General features: G+C 31.5%; 22 protein-coding genes and 1 tRNA gene. 16 read left to right on the top strand and 7 right to left on the bottom strand.

Going from position 1 to position 19,821, the window contains the following annotated elements; translation table 11 throughout:
* Nucleotides 1-18: 18 nt before the first annotated feature.
* Nucleotides 19-1,101: an efflux RND transporter periplasmic adaptor subunit gene (locus PBN93_RS07930; protein ID WP_077401173.1), complete on the bottom strand. Its 1,083-nt coding sequence runs from the start codon at nt 1,099-1,101 to the stop codon at nt 19-21.
* Nucleotides 1,102-1,255: 154 nt separating this feature from the next.
* Nucleotides 1,256-1,657, bottom strand: coding sequence for a hypothetical protein (locus PBN93_RS07925; protein ID WP_139344214.1), 402 nt, complete (start codon nt 1,655-1,657; stop codon nt 1,256-1,258).
* Between the two features lie 132 nt (nt 1,658-1,789).
* Here PBN93_RS07925 and PBN93_RS07920 point away from each other — a divergent pair, with 132 nt between their 5' ends.
* Nucleotides 1,790-2,392 (top strand): alpha-ketoglutarate-dependent dioxygenase AlkB family protein, encoded by a 603-nt coding sequence (locus PBN93_RS07920; protein WP_271081857.1) that lies wholly within the window; start codon nt 1,790-1,792, stop codon nt 2,390-2,392.
* 37 nt (nt 2,393-2,429) lie between these two features.
* On the opposite strand, the gene PBN93_RS07915 is transcribed toward PBN93_RS07920, so the two are convergent.
* Nucleotides 2,430-2,511, bottom strand: a tRNA-Leu gene (locus PBN93_RS07915).
* Between the two features lie 119 nt (nt 2,512-2,630).
* On the opposite strand from PBN93_RS07915, the gene PBN93_RS07910 reads away from it, so the two are divergent.
* From PBN93_RS07910 to PBN93_RS07890, 5 genes are all read left to right on the top strand, one after another.
* Entirely contained in the window at nt 2,631-4,019 is a 1,389-nt protein-coding gene (locus PBN93_RS07910) for a dipeptidase (protein WP_077402218.1), read from the top strand.
* A gap of 217 nt (nt 4,020-4,236) precedes the next feature.
* Nucleotides 4,237-4,689 carry a hypothetical protein gene (locus PBN93_RS07905; protein ID WP_077401163.1) on the top strand — a complete coding sequence of 151 codons (453 nt, stop codon included), beginning with the start codon at nt 4,237-4,239 and terminating at the stop codon, nt 4,687-4,689.
* 203 nt (nt 4,690-4,892) lie between these two features.
* Entirely contained in the window at nt 4,893-5,258 is a 366-nt protein-coding gene (locus PBN93_RS07900) for a BlaI/MecI/CopY family transcriptional regulator (protein WP_075694959.1), read from the top strand.
* Between the two features lie 2 nt (nt 5,259-5,260).
* Nucleotides 5,261-7,378, top strand: coding sequence for a M56 family metallopeptidase (locus tag PBN93_RS07895; protein WP_271081856.1), 2,118 nt, complete (start codon nt 5,261-5,263; stop codon nt 7,376-7,378).
* A 118-nt stretch (nt 7,379-7,496) separates the two neighbouring features.
* Entirely contained in the window at nt 7,497-8,597 is a 1,101-nt protein-coding gene (locus PBN93_RS07890) for a DUF4407 domain-containing protein (protein WP_271081855.1), read from the top strand.
* Between the two features lie 57 nt (nt 8,598-8,654).
* Here the strand turns inward: PBN93_RS07890 and PBN93_RS07885 are convergent, their stop codons facing one another.
* Nucleotides 8,655-10,307 carry a solute:sodium symporter family transporter gene (locus PBN93_RS07885; protein ID WP_077401154.1) on the bottom strand — a complete coding sequence of 551 codons (1,653 nt, stop codon included), beginning with the start codon at nt 10,305-10,307 and terminating at the stop codon, nt 8,655-8,657.
* A gap of 233 nt (nt 10,308-10,540) precedes the next feature.
* Here PBN93_RS07885 and PBN93_RS07880 point away from each other — a divergent pair, with 233 nt between their 5' ends.
* The 10 genes from PBN93_RS07880 (at nt 10,541) to PBN93_RS07835 (ending at nt 16,754) form a co-directional block, all read left to right on the top strand.
* The gene (locus PBN93_RS07880; protein WP_333780846.1) at nt 10,541-12,088 is read left to right on the top strand and encodes a hypothetical protein; all 1,548 of its coding nucleotides are present in this window, start codon (nt 10,541-10,543) and stop codon (nt 12,086-12,088) included.
* Between the two features lie 181 nt (nt 12,089-12,269).
* Nucleotides 12,270-12,761 (top strand): hypothetical protein, encoded by a 492-nt coding sequence (locus PBN93_RS07875; RefSeq protein WP_271081854.1) that lies wholly within the window; start codon nt 12,270-12,272, stop codon nt 12,759-12,761.
* A 161-nt stretch (nt 12,762-12,922) separates the two neighbouring features.
* The gene (locus PBN93_RS07870) at nt 12,923-13,267 is read left to right on the top strand and encodes a hypothetical protein (protein ID WP_077401145.1); all 345 of its coding nucleotides are present in this window, start codon (nt 12,923-12,925) and stop codon (nt 13,265-13,267) included.
* A gap of 11 nt (nt 13,268-13,278) precedes the next feature.
* Nucleotides 13,279-13,413 carry a hypothetical protein gene (locus PBN93_RS07865; RefSeq protein ID WP_271081853.1) on the top strand — a complete coding sequence of 45 codons (135 nt, stop codon included), beginning with the start codon at nt 13,279-13,281 and terminating at the stop codon, nt 13,411-13,413.
* Nucleotides 13,414-13,444: 31 nt separating this feature from the next.
* A complete protein-coding gene (locus PBN93_RS07860) occupies nt 13,445-13,615 on the top strand; it encodes a hypothetical protein (protein ID WP_271081852.1) in 171 nt (56 codons plus the stop codon).
* Between the two features lie 12 nt (nt 13,616-13,627).
* The gene (locus PBN93_RS07855; RefSeq protein WP_077401142.1) at nt 13,628-14,011 is read left to right on the top strand and encodes a hypothetical protein; all 384 of its coding nucleotides are present in this window, start codon (nt 13,628-13,630) and stop codon (nt 14,009-14,011) included.
* Between the two features lie 129 nt (nt 14,012-14,140).
* Entirely contained in the window at nt 14,141-14,482 is a 342-nt protein-coding gene (locus PBN93_RS07850; RefSeq protein ID WP_271081851.1) for a hypothetical protein, read from the top strand.
* A gap of 75 nt (nt 14,483-14,557) precedes the next feature.
* The gene (locus PBN93_RS07845) at nt 14,558-15,043 is read left to right on the top strand and encodes an Imm52 family immunity protein (RefSeq protein ID WP_271081850.1); all 486 of its coding nucleotides are present in this window, start codon (nt 14,558-14,560) and stop codon (nt 15,041-15,043) included.
* A 55-nt stretch (nt 15,044-15,098) separates the two neighbouring features.
* Complete coding sequence (locus tag PBN93_RS07840) at nt 15,099-15,974, top strand: hypothetical protein (RefSeq protein WP_077401133.1); 876 nt, start codon at nt 15,099-15,101, stop codon at nt 15,972-15,974.
* Nucleotides 15,975-16,049: 75 nt separating this feature from the next.
* Complete coding sequence (locus PBN93_RS07835) at nt 16,050-16,754, top strand: DsbA family oxidoreductase (RefSeq protein WP_271081849.1); 705 nt, start codon at nt 16,050-16,052, stop codon at nt 16,752-16,754.
* 72 nt (nt 16,755-16,826) lie between these two features.
* Here PBN93_RS07835 and PBN93_RS07830 read toward each other — a convergent pair whose 3' ends face one another.
* From PBN93_RS07830 to PBN93_RS07820, 3 genes are all read right to left on the bottom strand, one after another.
* Nucleotides 16,827-18,254 carry a Gfo/Idh/MocA family protein gene (locus tag PBN93_RS07830; protein ID WP_271081848.1) on the bottom strand — a complete coding sequence of 476 codons (1,428 nt, stop codon included), beginning with the start codon at nt 18,252-18,254 and terminating at the stop codon, nt 16,827-16,829.
* Between the two features lie 104 nt (nt 18,255-18,358).
* Nucleotides 18,359-19,030 (bottom strand): HD domain-containing protein, encoded by a 672-nt coding sequence (locus PBN93_RS07825; protein ID WP_077401124.1) that lies wholly within the window; start codon nt 19,028-19,030, stop codon nt 18,359-18,361.
* A complete protein-coding gene (locus PBN93_RS07820; RefSeq protein WP_271081847.1) occupies nt 19,027-19,770 on the bottom strand; it encodes a lysophospholipid acyltransferase family protein in 744 nt (247 codons plus the stop codon). Before PBN93_RS07820 ends, PBN93_RS07825 begins: the two co-directional genes overlap by 4 nt.
* Nucleotides 19,771-19,821: the final 51 nt, after the last annotated feature.

Below are 19,821 nucleotides of genomic sequence, written 5' to 3'. Positions count from 1 at the left end.
TATAGTTCTATTTTGTAATTATTCTGCATACAGGTCTAGTTCTTTTAGTACCGTATTTGGTTCTAAAAACTCTGTTTGTATTTTTTCGTTATTTTTTACCATACGCAAGCCTTCTAGCAGTATTTTGTCTTTAGTAGAAAGTCCTTTGCTAACAATAAATAAGTTAGGTAAACTAGCCTCTATTGCTATTTCTCTTTGCTTAACCTCACTATTGGCATCTATAACATACACGTAAGTTTTATCTAAAATTTCAAAAGTTGCTTTTTGTGGTATTAGTAAAGCATTACTATAAGGAACAGACATAAGTACACTACCAGTTTCTCCGTGTCTTAATATTTTATCTGGATTGGGAAAGGTTGCTCTAAACGCAATGTTACCAGTTTGGTTATTAAACTCACCCTCTATAGTTTCTACAACACCTGTTTGGTTAAACATTTTATTGTTTGCCATAACCAACTCTACTTGTTTAGCTCTTGCTTTACCCGTATTTGTTATATAGTCTAAATACTCTGCCTCTGGTACATTAAAGTATACCCACATTTTACTGTTGTCTGACAATGTGGTTAATTTTTCTCCTTCATCTAAAAGGCTACCTTCTCTAGCTTCTAAATGATCTACAATACCATCAAAAGGAGCTCTAATATCTGTAAAACTTAAATGGGTTTGTGTTAAAAACACCTCTGCTTTAGCTTTATCATATTCTGCTTTAGACATTGCTAATTCATTTGCAGAAACCACATTACTATCTGCTAGTAGTTTTGTGTTTTTGTATTCTATTTCTGCTACTTCTGCTTCAGCTTTTGCTTTTTGTAAATCTGCCTGATATACGTTTGGCATTATATTAAAAAGCTTTTGACCTTTTTTTACAAACTGCCCCTCATCTATAGAAATTTGTTTTAAATATCCTTTTTCTAAAGCACGTATTTCTATATGCCTAATAGAGTGTATTTGGCATACGTAGTCTTTTTTAATAATGGTGTCTTTTTTAACAGGATTGGTAACAAGAAATTTAGATTCCTCTTTTTTTTCTTCTTTTTTAGACTCACAGCTGGCAAAACAAAGCACAAGCAATAGGCCTATGAGTGTAGAAGTTCTCCTCATAATACGATTGATTTTTTAAAATAATTGATTGTTAATACGTGTGGCAAAAACGCACAGAAAACTATACGTATATTACCGCTATGTCCTTAGACAAAATAAATAATGGTGTGGTGTGCAAGCAGTATTAGTAAGTGGCTACTGCTTTATTGGTTTTCTATATAAGTAGTACTTGGTACTTTATATAAATTTTTAAAACACTCCCTAAATTGGTGTGTAATAAATAATGCGTTTTAGTAAGTGGTGTAGATGGTAAACCTAAAATTTGAGCAGAAAAAAAGGCAACTTTAAAATTGCCATTGTTATTACTTAATTTTTTAGGCGTAACATTTTCTGTTACTTCTTCTTCATCTGCCTCTGTTAATTCTGTAGCAAAATTCTTGTGTTGCTCTATAACAGGCAAACCTACATTTTCTATTTGCTTAGTAACAGAATCTGTATTGGTTGTTTGCTGTAAAGTACCACTATTTTCTAATGAAACATTAGCGTATAAGCTACCCAACATTGTAAAACACAATGCTAATAAAAGAGCAGTCTTATTTTTTAGTGATACTGTCATACAGAATGCAAAATAATGCGACAGATATTTACTGGACAAAATTTTACTGTTAATAAACGTTAAAGGTTTATTTATTTTTAAATAAGCACATTACAACCAATTAAAATTGATTGATTATTTTTATGATTATAAATGGATTTATTTAACACAGACATACAAAAAAATATACTTCCTTTTGATGGCGAAGTGTATTATTACGGACCAATACTTTCTATAAGTAAGGCTCAGGAATACTACAATTATTTATTTAACAATATACAATGGGAAAATGACAAAGCTGTTATTTTTGGAAAAACCATAACTACTAAACGCAAAGTAGCTTGGTATGCAACCAACCCATTTAGTTACACCTACTCTAAAATTACCAAAACAGCCCTACCGTGGACAAAAGAGCTACTAGAACTAAAAAAATTGGTTGAAGAGAAAACCGGAGAAACATTTAACTCTTGCTTGTTAAACTTATACCACTCCGGAGAAGAAGGTATGGCTTGGCATAGTGACGGTGAAAAAGATTTAAAAGAAAACGGGGCAATAGGGTCATTAAGTTTTGGTGCAGAACGTAAGTTTAGTTTTAAACATAAAGAGAGCAAGCAAAAAATAGATATTAATTTAGACAGAGGAAGTTTATTGGTAATGACAGGTGCAACTCAAAAAAACTGGTTACACAGACTACCACCAACAAAAAAAGTAAGTACACCCAGAATAAACTTAACGTTTAGGACTATTGTAAAATAAAAAAAGCCCTTCAGTTTCCTGAAAGGCTTTTTGTTTGTACAGGCGGAGAGACTCGAACTCTCACACCTCGCGGCACTAGATCCTAAGTCTAGCGTGTCTACCAATTCCACCACGCCTGCATTTTCAACTAGCAATTTTGCCAATTGGGTTGCAAATATAATGCAAAAAATCAATTTTGAAATACTTAATTATAAAAACTTCTTTTTTTTGTACATTTATACTTTATCAAAAACATATTATGCAAGACGTAAAAAGCTTTATAGATAGTAATAAAGACAGATTATTAAATGAACTTATAGAACTTCTAAAAATACCATCTGTTAGTGCAGACCCTGCCTATGCGCATGATGTACTTACAACTGCAGATGCTGTTAAAGATGCTTTAGTTAAAGCAGGTTGTGATGCAGTAGAAATTTGTGAAACGCAAGGTTTTCCTATTGTTTACGGAGAAAAAATAATAAATAAAAATTTACCAACGGTATTAGTTTATGGTCATTATGACGTGCAACCAGCAGACCCAATTAACCTATGGGACTCTCCGCCATACGAGCCTGTAATTAAAAAAACAGAATTACACCCAGAAGGTGCAATTTTTGCTCGTGGTGCTTGTGATGACAAAGGGCAAATGTATATGCACGTAAAAGCATTAGAATTTATGGTAAGCACCAACCAACTACCTTGTAACGTAAAGTTCATGATAGAAGGCGAAGAAGAAGTTGGTAGCGTTAGCCTATCTACATTTGTAAAAGAAAACAGAGAAAAGCTTAAAAACGATGTTATTTTAATTAGTGACACTGGTATGATTGCCAAAGACGTACCATCTATAACAACAGGCTTAAGAGGTTTAAGCTATGTAGAAGTAGAAGTTACAGGACCTAACAGAGATTTACACTCTGGTTTATACGGTGGCGCTGTTGCCAACCCAATAAACATACTAACAAAAATGATTTCGTCTTTACATGACGAAAACAACCATATTACCATTCCTGGTTTTTATGACAATGTAGAAGAATTATCTGCAGAAGAACGTGCAGAAATGGCAAAAGCTCCTTTTAGTTTAGAAAACTATAAAAAAGCATTAGATATAAATGCTGTTTACGGAGAAAAAGGATACACTACAAACGAGCGTAACTCTATACGTCCTACTCTAGACGTAAACGGTATTTGGGGTGGTTACACTGGCGAAGGTGCAAAAACCGTAATAGCAAGCAAAGCTTACGCAAAAATATCTATGCGTTTGGTACCAAACCAAGACTGGGAAAACATAACAGAATTGTTCGCTAAACACTTTACAAGCATAGCTCCAGAAGGCGTAACAGTAAAAGTAAACCCACATCATGGCGGACAAGGTTACGTAACACCTATAGACAGCATTGGGTACAAAGCAGCATCTAAAGCGTACGAGACAACATTTGGCAAAACACCAATACCACAACGTAGCGGTGGTAGTATACCAATAGTTGCCTTGTTCGAGAAAGAACTACAAAGCAAAACCATACTAATGGGCTTTGGTTTAGATAGTGATGCCATACACTCACCTAATGAGCATTTTGGAATTTGGAACTATTTAAAAGGTATAGAAACAATACCTTATTTCTACAAGAATTTTACAGATATGAATTCTTAAACACAAATATAACAACATTAAAAAGTCCGTTTCTTACCCATAGAGACGGACTTTTTTTGTGTAAATATTTTTATTAGAGCGTTCCTACGGGCAGGCTATGCGCTACAAGTCCTCGCTACGCTGTGGGCTTTTCACTACTATCCTTAACGCAAAATACTAGCGTAATTACTTTCAAATAAAATAGTACATTTACAAAACCAACCTTTAAAATTTAGATATGAAATTAAAAATATTATCGCTTCTTGCTATTTCAATATTTGGAATAAGTAATATAGTAGGTAGAGCAAGAATTCCAATACCCTACGGAGAAGAGCAAAAAATAGTAAAAATAGTAGACCTTCCAGACACAGAAGATTTTCAGTTAGAAGACGGCTCCTATTTTGATATTGGTAAAATGTATACTATAAGTCATATTGTTTGGTTACCGTACAGTAATACAGAGCCTATAATAACTGGCTATGTAGATGATGACACCTATGTAGAGTTATCTGCAGAAAACTTAAAAGAAATAGCAGAAATTGCAAAAATAGAAATTCCAGAAACTGCATCTGCATCGTTTTTTGACCGTTTAGGCGGAAAAATAATTTTAGGCTTAATAGGCTTAGTTGCTCTTTACGGAATATATTCTAGCTACTTTGGCAAAGACGAAGACGAAAAAGAAACAACATAAAATAACTGTTTATCATATTTAAAAGTCCGTTTCTATTAAAGAAACGGACTTTTTTTATACGTACAAAAAGTTGTAAAAACCAAGCTAAGAGACACGTTTTAAAGCCATAACAACAATCTTTATATAAAAATAATTAACTCTACATTTGTAGAATTCATTTTTTTATTCTACGTTTGTAGAGAACATTCTAACATTGTAGAGTTATGCAGTTATCAAAATCTGAAGAAGAACTAATGAACCACCTCTGGAAATTAGAAAAAGCATTTTTAAAAGATTTGCTAGACCAATATCCAGATCCTAAACCTGCAACTACCACAGTGGCTACAATGTTAAAACGTATGGCAGACAAAAATTTTATAGCCTACAATCTTTATGGTAAATCCAGAGAATATTATCCGTTAGTAAAAAAGAAAGCCTATTTCTCTAAACATGTAAATGGCTTAATAAAAAACTTTTTTAACGATAGCGCATCACAATTTGCATCGTTCTTTACTAAAGAAACCAACTTAACAAAAGAAGAGCTGGCGCATTTAAGAGAGTTAATAGACCAAGAACTAAAAAATAAATAGTTATGCTTATATACCTATTAAAATCTACAGCTTGCTTGGCCATTTTATTTGTCTTCTACAAAGTGTTTTTAGAAGGGCAAAATATGCACAAGTTTAAACGTTTTTACTTACTAGCTGCTTTAGCTTTAAGTTTTGGCATACCACTAATAACGTTTACAACGTACATACAAGTACCAATAGCAATTTATGAAACACCATTGGATTATGGCAATATAAACACTACAGAAACTATTGTAGAACCTACCAATTATTGGCCCTACTTAATTTGGAGTATTTACGGCTTGGGTGTTTTAATTTTTAGCATAAGATTTATTAAAAATAGCACTAACCTATTTTTAAAAATAAAGCAAAATCCTAAGCAAAGACTAGAGAACCATACCAATGTACTGTTAACTGAGAAAACTACACCCCATACTTTTTTAAGTTACATATTTTTAAATAAAAAAGCCTATCAACATAAACAAATACCAAAAGAGGTGTTGCTGCATGAAATTACACATGCAAAGCAAAAACACTCTATAGATGTATTACTTATAGAGATTTTACAAATTGTATTCTGGTTTAATCCGCTTATCTATTTTATAAGGCACGCTATTAAATTAAATCACGAATTTTTAGCAGACCAAGCTGTGTTAAACCAAGGTGCAGACACTATTAATTACAGAAAAATTTTACTTGCATTTTCATCAAATGCTATAGAGCCACAAATGGCAAATTCAATTAATTATTCATCAATCAAAAAACGATTTACAGTTATGAAAAAAAGAACCTCAAAACGGTCGGTTGTATTAAGAAGCTTGCTACTTATTCCTTTAGCAGCATTGCTTTTTTACAGTTTTAGCAACCAAAAAACAGAAGAAGTCTTAGTAGACTCTCAAGCCACACACGCAAACAAAAATGTAGGCAAAGGTGCTTCAGAAAAAATGATGCAAGAGTATATTAATTACATTCAGAATTACCAAAACACTAAGAAAAAGGTAATTAATATGCCAGATTATAATAGAATAGTTGCCATTTATGATCTAATGACAGAAGAACAACGTGCAACTGTTACAGACCATAAAACAATTATTAAACTTCCTAGCGTAGATCTAAAACACACAACAAAAAAAGCGCCAACGCAATCGGAATTTAATTCTTGGAAAAACAAAGAAAACTTTGCTATTTGGATAGACAATAAACACGTTCCTAATTCTATATTAAACAAGTATTCGGCATCAGATATTGTTCATTTTAACAATAGCTTTGTGTACAAAAATGCACGTAGCGCAAAATTTCCTCAAGAACACCAAGTAAATTTATTTACCAAACAAGGTTTTGCCAATACATACATTAAAGCTGATGTAAATAAGTATAATAATATACTCCAAAATTATAATAGCGAGTTAAATGTATTTAAAAATAACAACGCAATCTCTAACGATGATTTAGAGATAAAAAATGTTCAATTAAAACAACTTTATGCTAAGTTTAGCAAAGAAGAAATAAAAAAATATAATATTGTTTCCCCTGAAAGTATTCCTGTTAAAAATTCTGAACAGTTGGGTATAGTTATAAAAGAAGAAAAACAAGATCCTTTAGAAACCTATAAAAAAGAGTACAACACATATATAACCTTAACTAAACAAGAACCACATTATATACATAGATCAGAAGCTGAGAAAAAGAAAATGGATGATCTTTTTACGCTTTTAGGTAGCCTATACTTTAGCTTAAGCAAAGAAGATAGAGCTAAAGTAAAAAGAGCAAAAGCACCTATATTACCATACGTAATACTAATTAGAAATGGTAAAACAGAATATAAAAAAAGCAGCGAGTTAACGGCAGAAGATAAAAAATTATTGCCACCACCTCCACCACCACCATTACCTCCATCAAATAACACACAAGATTCTAAAGAACTTGCAAAAGCCAGAGCTGCTTTTAAAAAAGATGCTAATGCATATGGTACTGCCGTTAGTAAATACAGAAAACAAGGAAAAGGGACTAGGGAAGAATTAAATAAATTACACAAAAAAACAATGGAAAGTTATGAGAAATGTAGTGCTTTAATTAAAAAAGAAAAAGGAGTTGCTCCTTTACCACCACCGCCACCTCCTGCTCCACCAATAAAGAACTAATTATTCATAATAATGTCTTAAAAAGTAATAAAAAGCCTCATTTAGAGGCTTTTTTTGTAACAAATCATTGCAAAATGCGTTCTTATAGGTACATCAATCATCAAAAAAAGAACACATTATGATTAAACGTTTTTTTATACTCTGCTCCGGAGCAGATACTGCTATACTAGAAACTTGCTCTAACGGTGAGCAAAACAAATACGCTGGTATTGGCGCAACTGTTTTTTTTACTGCTGTTATGGCTTTTATAGCCAGTGCATATGCATTGTATACTGTTTTTGATAATGTTTACTACGCTGTGTTTTTTGGACTTGTTTGGGGCTTACTTATTTTTAATTTAGACCGTTTTATTGTTTCTACCATTAAAAAAAGAGACAATTTTAAAAGTGAATTGTTACAGGCCACACCACGTATTGTTTTAGCTATTATAATAGCTATTGTTATTTCTAAACCTTTAGAAATGAAGATTTTTGAAAAAGAAATAAATCAGGTTTTACTAGAACAAAAAAACGATTTAACGCTTGCAAACAAGGAGCAAATTGCATTACAATACAGTCCTAAAAAAGAAAGCATTCATCAATCTATAGAAAAATTAAAACAAGAAATTAAAGCTAAAGAAACAGAAACAAATGCGCTTTACAACACTTACATTGCCGAGGCAGAAGGCAGAGAAGGCACTAAATTTCTGGGTAAAGGACCTGTTTATGAAGAAAAAAGACAAAAGCATGATGCTGCCCTGCAAGAATTAAAAAAGCTAAAAGAAAACAATGCTGCAAAAATTACTACGCTAGAAGAACAAGCAGTGGCATTAGATACAGCATATGCTACCTCTGTTAAAGACTCACAACCCATTATTGATGGTTTTGATGGTTTAATGGCGCGTATAACGGCTTTAAACAAGTTACCTTGGTTACCATCTTTCTTTATATTTTTATTGTTTTTAGCTATAGAAACATCTCCTATAATTGCAAAATTATTAGCTCCTAAAGGGATGTACGATTTTAAGTTAGAGGAAGAAGAAAGTGTTATTAAAACTTGGGTTACACAAAAAGTAGAACAGCGCAACACTTTAATGCAAACAGATGCTGCAATAAATAAAAAAGTATATGAAGATATTGAAAAGGAAAATGAAATTTACAATTATAAAAAACAACAAGCAGAAAAGTTGTTAAAACAACAAACTGATGCTTTCCATAACATACAAGCAAAAAACTTGTAATAAAAAAAGAGGCTAGTTTAGCAAAACTAGCCTCTTTATATTTTAAAATACAATTACTTAATTAGCAAAGTACACGTATATTGCTACTACTATTAAACAAATAACAATACCTATTTGGTTTACGTATTTGTAAGGCTTAATTTCTACCTGCTCTGTATATTTTTGCTCAAAAGCAGTTTCTCTTGGTTTTATTTTACCAATAGCCAACATTATTAATGAGTTTACTACACACAATATAGCCATTACGTGTAAAAAATGCGGATATGCGTCTGCTTCTACAACGGCCAAAGCATCTGCGCCAGAAATACCTGCAGCTTCTGCTTTACGTAAAGCTGAATCTACAAAATAAGGTTTCATTATAAACTGACTAATAATATATAATAATGAACCAGATATAATACCAACCTTTGCCGCAATAGCCGGTACTCTTTTAGTTAAAAATCCAATTATTATAACAGAAAAAATTGGAATACTATAAATACCATTTACTTCTTGTAAATAACCAAATAAACTACCTGCATTTGCTATAAAAGGCGCAATAAACATTGCCGCTAAAGCCAATACAATACCAAATATTTTACCGTTTTTAACAACTTTAGTTTCACTAGCTTCTGGGTTTATATGTTGTTTGTAGATGTCTAAGCCAAATAAGGTTACAGAACTGTTTAAAACACTATTAAATGAACTTAAAATTGCACCAAACAATACTGCTGCAAAAAAGCCAACTAAATAATCTGGCAATACTTTACCTACTAGTAAAGGGTATGCGCTAGAAGAATCTATTTTACCTTCAAAAATATGAAACGCTATAATACCTGGTAAAACTAAAATTAATGGACCTAATATTTTTATAAAAGAAGCTAGTAACAGTCCTTTTTGTCCTTCTGCTAAGTTTTTAGCACCTAAGGCTCTTTGTATAATTTGTTGGTTTGTTCCCCAATAAAAAAGGTTAACCAACATCATCCCCGTAAAAATTGTAGAAAAAGGAACTGAGTCTGTTTTAGTTCCCATAGAATTAAATTTTTCAGGATTTTGTGTTGTTAAAATAGACAAACCATCTAAAATACTACCATCTCCAATATACATTAATCCAAAAATAGGAATTAAAATACCACCTATTAGCAAACCTATTGCATTTATAGAATCTGATACCACAACAGCTTTCAAACCGCCAAAAACTGCATAAATACCGCCAATAATACCAATACCCCAAACACACAACCATATAGATGCAGTGTGACTAATTCCTAAGTTTTCTGGCACATTAAACATTCCGCTTATTGCCACAGAGCCAGAATATAAAATTACAGGCAGTAACACAACTACGTAACCTGTTAAAAACAAACCAGATGTTATTGTTTTTGTTGTAACATCAAAACGTTCTGCTAAAAATTGTGGTACAGTTGTTAATCCACCTTTTAAATACCTTGGCAATAAAAAAATAGCAGTAATAACTATTGCTATTGCTGCTAACGTTTCCCAAGCCATAACAGACAAACCATCTGTGTATGCATCAGAATTTAAACCTACTAATTGCTCTGTAGAAAGGTTTGTAAGTAATAATGAACCTGCAATAACACCTGCAGTTAAACTTCTTCCTCCTAAAAAATACCCATCAGAAGAGTTTTCATTAGTTTTTCTAGTAGCCAAATAAGATATAACGGCCACCAAAACTGTAAAGCCCACAAAGGACAGTAATGTTAATAACATAGTGCTAAATAAGTTTGGTTTAAGCTCATAAATATATTGGTTTAATTTGTGTATAAAAAATTACAAAGACATCATTTATACTTCTTTGAAATAAATTTAACCGAAAACGATGTAGTTCAACTTAAACTTTAATGTAATTAGCAAAGTATTGCTATTTTAGAAATACTTTTTTTTAAAAGCACGTAACAATTAATAATACTAAGCGTTAGTATAACGTAATCTTAAGAAAACAAATGATGAAGAAAATTGCATTACTACTTATGTTATGCTTTGGTTTTACCGCCACTGCACAAAAAATGCAGGTAAACTATAAGTTTAGTGAAAAATATGCTGACAGATACAAATATTCTAATTTACTTACCATTGATAATGATGGTGCAGACGGCACCATACTTGTGCGCTCTTACTACACCGGTTTAATATTAAAACCAAAAGGGTATTATATAGAGCATTACAATAAAAATTTAGATTTGGTAAGTGAATACAACTACAAACTTAAAGATAAAGATTTTGTTAACGGTTTTATAAGTAACAGGCAATTGTATCTTATATTTTTAGAATACAACCCAAGCAAAGAGACTTATGATTATATAGCACACCAAAGTCCGCTAAATAATTTTGCTTTTACACAAAAAACAATTTTATCTGTACCATCAAAACAAGTAGATAATCCTTTAGATAAAAACTATTACAACCGTAATTTTGCGTCTGGCTTTACAACTTCTGTATTGTTTAATAAACGTAAAGATGCTTTTGTTATTAGTGCTCACTTTAAAAAAGCAAAAGACAATCAGCATTTTATATATGTTTTTAACAATAACTTAGATTTACTTATTACACACGATTTTTCTGCAGAAGTAGAAACTAAAAACTATGCGTTTGAAAGCGTGGAAATAACAAAAAATAAAAAAGAGGTATTTTTAGTTGCCAAAGCTTATTTTAAAAAGAGGCGTTTTTCTGCCCTAGAGCGTAAATTTCAGTATGAACTTTTAAAGGTTTCTGAAGAAGAACGAGTTATGAAAACTTTTGATGAACCGGGTAAGTTTTTAGAAGCATTAAAACCCATACTTACCGATGAAAAATTTGTGTGTGTAGGCTTTTATGCTAATAGAAAAGATAACCGATACAACGGATTAAGTTACTTTAAGTTAGATGAAGGTTCTTTAGATGTAAAAGACAAAAAATTTATTCCGTTTTCTGCGCAATTTATGGCAGACAAATTTGGCAAAGAAGAAGATAGTAAAGAGGTAAAAAACTTAGTATTTAAAAATGCAGAAATTGCTAGTGATGGCTCTATACTTTTTAACGCAGAAGAATACTTTGTAACCTCTGGTTACCAAAGCAACCCTGGTGGCGGATCTAGAGTTAAAATTAGCAGGTACCATTATAATGATATGGTTGGTGCTAAACTTAGTGATGATGGCGACCTTATTTGGGTACGTAACATTAATAAGTCTGAGGTTACACAAGGTGATGGTGCATACGCATCATACAGTACATTTACAAAAGGAGACAATACTTACTTTTTTATTAGTACGGCGGCAGAAAATCCGCAATTAATAAATAATGAGCGTTTGGTTTTTAGGCAAGGTTTAAGCAGAAATAGAAACATATTTTTAATTAAGTTAGATGCTAAAGGCTTTATGACCTATGAAAAAATTATAGATAGTAAAACGGCAAGGTTACCTTTAATGGTTTCTAAACCATTAACTAATAAAAATAATATTTTGTTTTACGCTAAACGTGGCACAAAAAAACAGTTGGTGGAAGTTACTTTTTAAAAAAACAAAACTTATTAATTACAATCCTCTTGCTAAAAAGTAAGAGGTTTTTTTTTGTTTTGTGTATACATTTAAAACCAAAACCTCACTTTTTTAAAGGTTCTTATAGTGTATTTTCCTGCTTTTAATTACTATTTTTAAATTTTTAGTGTTCGTTATAACATTTAACCATTCGTACCATATGAAGAGCCAACAATTAGAGAATTTACTCGGGAAAAATATTTCAAAATTGAGTAAGATTATTGGTGAGGAGTTTGAAAACGAACTATTTGATAGTAGTTTTTATTACATAAAAAATGAACCAATAAAAAAGAATTTATATGGAATGCAATATAATTCAGTAACTGTTTTAACTGATGAAAAAGATAACATTAACTCAATAAGTATTCATTTTGATAAAACCATAAATAAATATTTTTATGAATCTTTTATTGAAGATTATAATAAGCCAAATAATATTCTTGTAATTGAAGCTTCAGAAACCACAAGCGAAGGATTTTTGGAAGGTAAGTCATTTAATCAAAAGCTAAGGAAAAACAATATACAATTAAGGGAAGGAAAATTTGATGAAAACCCATTATTTATAGTTTGGACAAAAGAAGATTATGAAATAAAGTTCTTTTTTAGATACAATAATAATTCAAGCGAAGTAACATATAGATTACTACATTAACCAGCTACTTTATTTTTTTCATTTTAATATGAATATGGTGGTGAAAGGCTGAAAAAGTTTTGATGGTAATGGAATATCTGGGCTTATTAGATATAATTTATCAAAAAAAACTTAATCACAGTAGTTGACAACAAATTGAAGTCATAAAAATTGAATAAAACATGAATTTTACTAGCCCCCAAGAAGCTCTAATAGTAATAGAAGAAGGTCATAAAAAAAGTAAAGAAGCAATGAAAGTTGGTGACTTTAGAACCAATAATAAAATAATATCACAAGAAATGATGCCAGCATTTTTATACATAGAAAAAAATAATCTAACAAAACTCCTCATTCCCTTTTTAAAAAATAAAGATGTTGATTTAAGCCTAATAGTCTCGAGACGACTGCTACCGTATTACGAAGAAATAGCAATCAATAATTTAAATGATATTATTCAAAAAAAAATACCACATAAATGGGATGTAGCTGAAACTATTATTAAAGAGTGGAAAGGTTTGCCACTTTAATAAATTTTGATATGAAATATTTAAGAGTAGAAGATGCAATTAATGGGTTTATTAGGTATTCCAAAATACACTGTATAGCAACAAATCAATCTCCAGATTCCAAAATTGCAAACTTGGCATATAAAAGTATTTTAAAAAGCCCATGAGTATATAAAAAATGAATAAGGATTTAAAGAAATGAGAGAATTAATATCATATAAAAACCTTAAAATAAGGTCGTGGTCTGCCAGATACCTGTTAAAGCTCTATAAAAAAGAATCATTAAAAGTTTTAGAATATATAGCCAAAGGAGAATCAAATTCCTTTAATGTTGAAATGACTATTAATAATGGAAAGAAGATAATTTAACTTTTTAGTATTATGAAAAAAATAATTTTAACTCTTACTTTTTTACCACTTTTAATCAATTGCAAATATATTAAAGGAAATAGTTGTAATAACACCTACCCTGTTGAAGGCACCTACTATAGTGATTATGATAAAGAAGCCAAAAATATTTTAATTATAAAAGCCGATGGCAGTTTTGAACAAGTTTTAGCAAAAGACAACAAGATAAAAAAGAACAATGGAACTTGGATTTTTTATAAAGAAGATTGTGAAATAAAGTTTACCAATCTAAAGTTTCTGCATAACTCCCCTAAGAGTTATACAAATGATAACCCATATGAGTACCCTGCTGTTTTTAGAACAAATAATATTTACTTTATTGACCACGATGATATAAGTTTTTTTAGAAAAGAATAGAATAATTTAACTCTAAAACATACCAATAAAATATTGCATAAGGCTGGGTTATAAAAGCATTACAAGATGTAAAAGTCCAAGGTGTAAAAATAATCACTAACATCCCTTGGGGTGGAAAAAATTAAAAATATGAAAAGAGATCAAAAAATTTTAGATGAGTTCGGAAAACAATTAATACATACTGTCTATGACTTTAATTATAAATTATTAAAACAAGCAATATTACATTTAAATAAAAAAGGTGCCATCGTAGATAACTTGGATTTTTTATGTTCAGAAACATTTGAAAGTGTTTTGTTTAACATCTTAAATTTTTTTGAAGAAAACGAGCAATTTAAAATTGTTTATGAAGAAGAAGGCAAACAGGTTAACCTTGTAGAGATTAGTGAAATGCTTAAAACAGAAATTCACGGCGAAAATGGTTGGATAGAGCGTTTTAGCGAAGAATTAAAAAAAGATAATGACAGTTAACAATTGGCCTATTTAGAAATATAAAAAAGTTAGACAATTTTTTAACTTAACTCTAAAACACACACCAAGAAATTAATGATATTAATAGAAGACATAGGGGTAAGCTGGTATAATAGAAGGGAAACATTAAAAGAATGTACAGAATCATTCATCATTTTTATGGAGAGGCTTAAGCTATTAGATTCACGTTTTGACATATGGTATAAAAAAGGATGGAGTAAAAAAGAAGCTTTAGAACAAAAAATCCCTCTGGAATATGATGCCATTAAAAATGAAATATGTAAAATATGTAAAGATGATGAATACCCTGAGCATTCATTCCGGATAGCCTTATGGAATGGCGCAAAAAAAGATTCAGAAGCTTTTGGAATTCGCGCTTCTTTAGGCAGTTCTGAAACAGAAAAATGGAATAACAACTGTTCTCTATCCTTTCCTTATGAGGGAGAAATTTATGAGCATTATATAATAAAAGAAAACAAAGAGAAATTAAAGGAATTATTCATAGACCATTGGCAACCTGAAAAAATAATGGGAGATGATGGGAAATGGATTAACTTATGAAAACAGCCAAAGAAATCTATAAAGATTAGCCTGAAATTTTAAAAGCTCTAGGAATATGAAAAAATTATATTACATATATGCTAATTGGAGAAAAAATGACGTTGATTTCATCAATAGTTTAGATATTAGTAAAAAAATAGATATTGGACCTTGTTCTTTTTCTTTAAAAGAAGGGGAGGATTTAGATAAAATCGTAAATCATTACTCAAAAAAAGATGGTCTATTTTCAAAAACTAAACCAAAAGATTTTGAAATAAAACAAGCAAGTTGCCTTTTTACTAAAGAAGAATTAAATAATTCTAAATATTATGCTATAGAACTATTGGGTAGTGAAACGTCTACCAATAGATGGCCTCAACCAAACAAAAAACAAGAATACCAAGAGCAAATATTTATTTTTGATAAATATAAAAATGGCCAAATTATAAGTATGGCTAATAAAAAACAAATTTCTCCTTTTAAAATTATGCCACCAAAGTGGAAAAAAACAGAAGTTTGTTTTAATTTAGGTTTAGAATATGAATATATACTTTTTAAAAAAGAATTCTATACAGAAGCTCTTGCTCCACTAGGCTTAGAAGCTATGGAAGTTATAGACTACAAAACTAATAAAATACTAGATGATACTGTTCAACTAATTATACCTAATGCTAAAAGTAAATTATTACTTAAAAATTCAGCTTTTGATATTTATCCAAAAGAACAAACAGGAGGATTTAAGCAATATACAACGCAAACTTTAGATTTTTTTCCTGAATTTGAAACAGATTTTAATTTTCATATTTGTTATAGCCTAGAAGATTTTCTTGGAGGACATAAAAAAATTATAATATCGAAAGAGTTTTCTAAACTATTAATTAATCATAATATAATTAGCAAAAATAAAGAGGGATTAGTACCTCTAAAAAATAGTAAATATACATTTCACTAACATCTAATTCCTTCCTGAAAGTTTCCTACCTTATTTTCGTCTAACAATACATTAATACTAAAAGATAAAATAGTTATGCAAATACATATATGGTCAGATATTAGATGCCCGTTTTGTTACATTGGAAAACGTAACTTTACAGCTGCATTAGATAAATTTCCGCACAAAGATAAAATTACGTTAGAATGGAAAAGCTTTGAGTTAGACCCTAACTTAAAAACGCAAACAGACATTAATGCTATAGACCACTTTATGCTAAGCAAAGGTGTAGACGAGGTTAATGCTAAAGGTATGTTTAACAGAGTTACAGAAATGGCTAGTGGTGTTGGTCTTAATTTTAAAATTGAAGACATTGTTACTGCAAATTCTTTAAATGCCCACCGTTTATTGCAATATGCAAAAACAGTAGGTTTTGCAGATGCTACCAAAGAAGCATTGTTAAAAGCACATTTAGAAGATGGTAAAAATATAGATGATATAGCGTTTTTAGTAGATACAGCTGTCTCTGTTGGTATGGACAAAACTACTGTTGAAGAAATATACAAAACAGATGCTTTTACCTACGAGGTTAGACAAGATGAAATGGAAGCCAGAAACCTTGGCATTAGCGGTGTACCTTTTTTTGTTTTAAATAACAAGTACGGAGTTTCTGGCGCACAACCAGTAGAGGCCTTTACTGAGGCTTTACAACAAGCTTGGGAAAAACACCAAAAAGAGTCGCTTACTGTTTTACCAACAACAGGCGGAGAATCTTGTGATGTAAATGGCAATTGTTGTTAATTTTTAATTGCAAACAAGTAAAAAGGCGCTATTAGCAATTGTTAATAGCGCCTTTTGTACTTTAAAATACTTTTACTTTAGTTCCCATCCTTTTCTATAGTCACGAGAAACCCATTCGTTAGCCATATCAAAATTTGTAACTTTCATATTGGCGGCGTCCCACTTTATGGTACGTCTACCAGGGTAGTTATAAGGATCCCAATCTCCTACTTTTTTACCCGCTTTTAGTGTTTTATATTGGTATGCTTTAATAGCTAAATTACCCATAAGCACACCCTCTGTTAATGGTCCGGCTTTAGTTACAAAGTCTGATGATGCGGTTGTACCATTTAAACAACCCTCTACCCAGTTATTTTGATGTCCTGCAGAACCACCTTTTATTCTTGGTAATGTTTCTTTTGGCTTATTAAACATACTATTAACATCTGCTGGCAACAATCTAGGGTTAGCAGAATACACATCTGTTAAAATAATCCCTTTTGTACCGTGAAAAACTACGCCACCATCTCCGTTTCCTAATTTTTCTCCATCTGCCAATTCACTTGGTATATCTGGCATAATTCCGCCATCATACCAATTTAAGTCTATACTTCCTTGGTTGGGCGCATCTACTTTTAAACGCACTACAGACGAAGGCGGACAAGAGCTAGAGTAATCTGCCTCTACAAAATCTCCAACCCAAGTAGTTGTACAACTAGCTTCAGCTTCTGTTGGTGATCCAAGACCTAAAACACTATACGGAGTTTCCATAATATGGCAACCCATATCGCCTAAAGCACCCGTTCCAAAATCCCACCAACCTCGCCATTTAAATGGCAAATAAGCAGGGTTATAATCTCTCATTGCTGCTGGTCCTAACCACAAATCCCAATCTAGCTCTTTAGGAATTGGGTGTCCGCCTACAGGTGTTTTTACACCTTGTGGCCAAACAGGTCTGTTAGTCCAACAATCTACTTTAGTAACATCTCCAATTACCCCTGCATCTATCCACTCTTTAGCTGTTCTACTACCAGGACTAGATGCTCCTTGGTTCCCCATTTGGGTAATAATTCCGTTTTCTTTAGCCACTTTGGTCATTAACCTTACCTCTTGTATATTGTGCGCCAAAGGTTTTTCTACATACGCGTGTTTTTTTGCACGCATAAAAGGCAATGCAATAGTTGCGTGTGTATGGTCTGGTGTTGCCACCATAATAGCATCCATTTCATTTAAATGCTTATCATACACATCCCTAAAATCTTTATATCTTTTTGCTTTTGGGTGTAATTTATAACTATCAGCAACACCTCTTTGGTCTACATCACAAAGGGTAACAAATTTTACTTTACCAGTATCTGTAAGTTCTTTAATAACAGAAGCTCCTCTTCCTCCTACTCCAAATGCTCCTATGTAAAGTGTATCACTAGGTGGCACGTGGTTTTTACCAAGTACAAAACTTGGAACAATAGAAAAAGCAGCAGAAGACGTAGCTACATTTTTTATAAATTTTCTTCTTTCCATAATAAGGTTGCTTGTAGTTTATTGGCTGAAGATACATAAAAAATGGCAGCAACACTTTTTCAAAAAATGTTAAAAGAGTAATTACAACCTTAAATTAAATACTATTATTCTTTACCGTTCCATTCGTTATAAAACTGGTCTAAAAAGGCAACCATATACATATGTCTTTGCTCTGCAAGCTTTGTTCCGCTTTTGGTATTCATTTTATCTTTTAAAAGCAGTAATTTTTCATAGAAATGATTAATTGTTGGCGCTGTAGATTTTTTATATTCCTCTTTAGTCATATTTAAATTAGGAGCAACATTGGGGTTGTACATTTCCCTGTTTTTAAATCCGCCATAATTAAAAGCACGTGCAATACCAATAGCACCTATAGCATCTAACCTATCTGCATCTTGCACCACTTGTAGCTCTAAAGATGTAAAAGGTTTTACTGTGTTTTCATCATCAACCTTTAAACTGCTTTTAAAAGAAATGTTTTCTATAATTTTTACAACGTGATCTATAATTTTGTCATCAACCTGTATAGATCTTAAAAAATTTGTTGCCATTTTAGGCCCAACAGTTTCATCGCCATTATAAAATTTAGCATCGGCTATATCATGTAATAAAGCACCAAGTGCAACTACTAATTGGTCTACAACTTCATTTTTAGCTAAAAGCATTGTGTTATTATACACACGCTCTATATGAAACCAATCGTGACCACCTTCTGCTCCTTCTAAAGTTTTTTTTACAAAGGCTTTAGTTTGTGCAATTATATCAGAATTTATCATTTAAAAGAGGTTACACCTGCGGTTACTGTTTGTTCTACTTCTGCAATTATATCATTATCATCTGCATTACCTTTTATTTCTACAGGTGTGTGCACGTCTATTGTAAAATGGCTGCCTAAACCATATGGATATTTACCGTATTTTAAAAGTTTCCAAGAGTTATTAATACTTATAGGCACTATTAGGGCTGATGGTGCATTTTTCATAAGTATTTTAAGTCCCATTGGCTGAAAACGTTTTGGGTGCCCTGTTCTACTTCTTGTTCCTTCTGGGAAAATTACAGCACTACGATTGTGTTTTTCTATGTATTTACCAAGTTTTGCAATTTCTGTAAGTGCTTGCCTGGCATCTTTACGGTCTATTAAAACAGAACCTCCGTGCCTTAAATTATAAGATACACTTGGTATACCTTTACCCAACTCTTTTTTGCTCACAAACTTTGGATGATTTTTTCTAAAGAACCAAATAAGTGGAGGAATATCGTTCATACTTTGGTGGTTTGCCACAAAAATAATTGGTCTATTAGTAGGTATTTTAGACTTTTTCCTAAAAGAATAATGCGTACCTAAAAAGTGCGTGCTACGCATTAAAAACCAGTTTAAAATACTAACACTTTTTTTGTGTGCCGTATAACCAAATACATTGTAGCAGACCCATTGTATAGGATGAAAAACAACTAATGATAGTCCAAAAAATAAAAAATACAATGCCGTTAACGGATATGATAAAAGTTTTTGCATGCTACAAAAATAAAAAAACCGCTCTTTGTACAGAGCGGTTTTTTAAGATAA

Origin of the sequence: Cellulophaga omnivescoria, from assembly GCF_027915275.1 — a bacterium.
GTDB lineage: Bacteria > Bacteroidota > Bacteroidia > Flavobacteriales > Flavobacteriaceae > Cellulophaga > Cellulophaga omnivescoria.
This window is presented reverse-complemented; position numbering and strand designations above follow the sequence as displayed.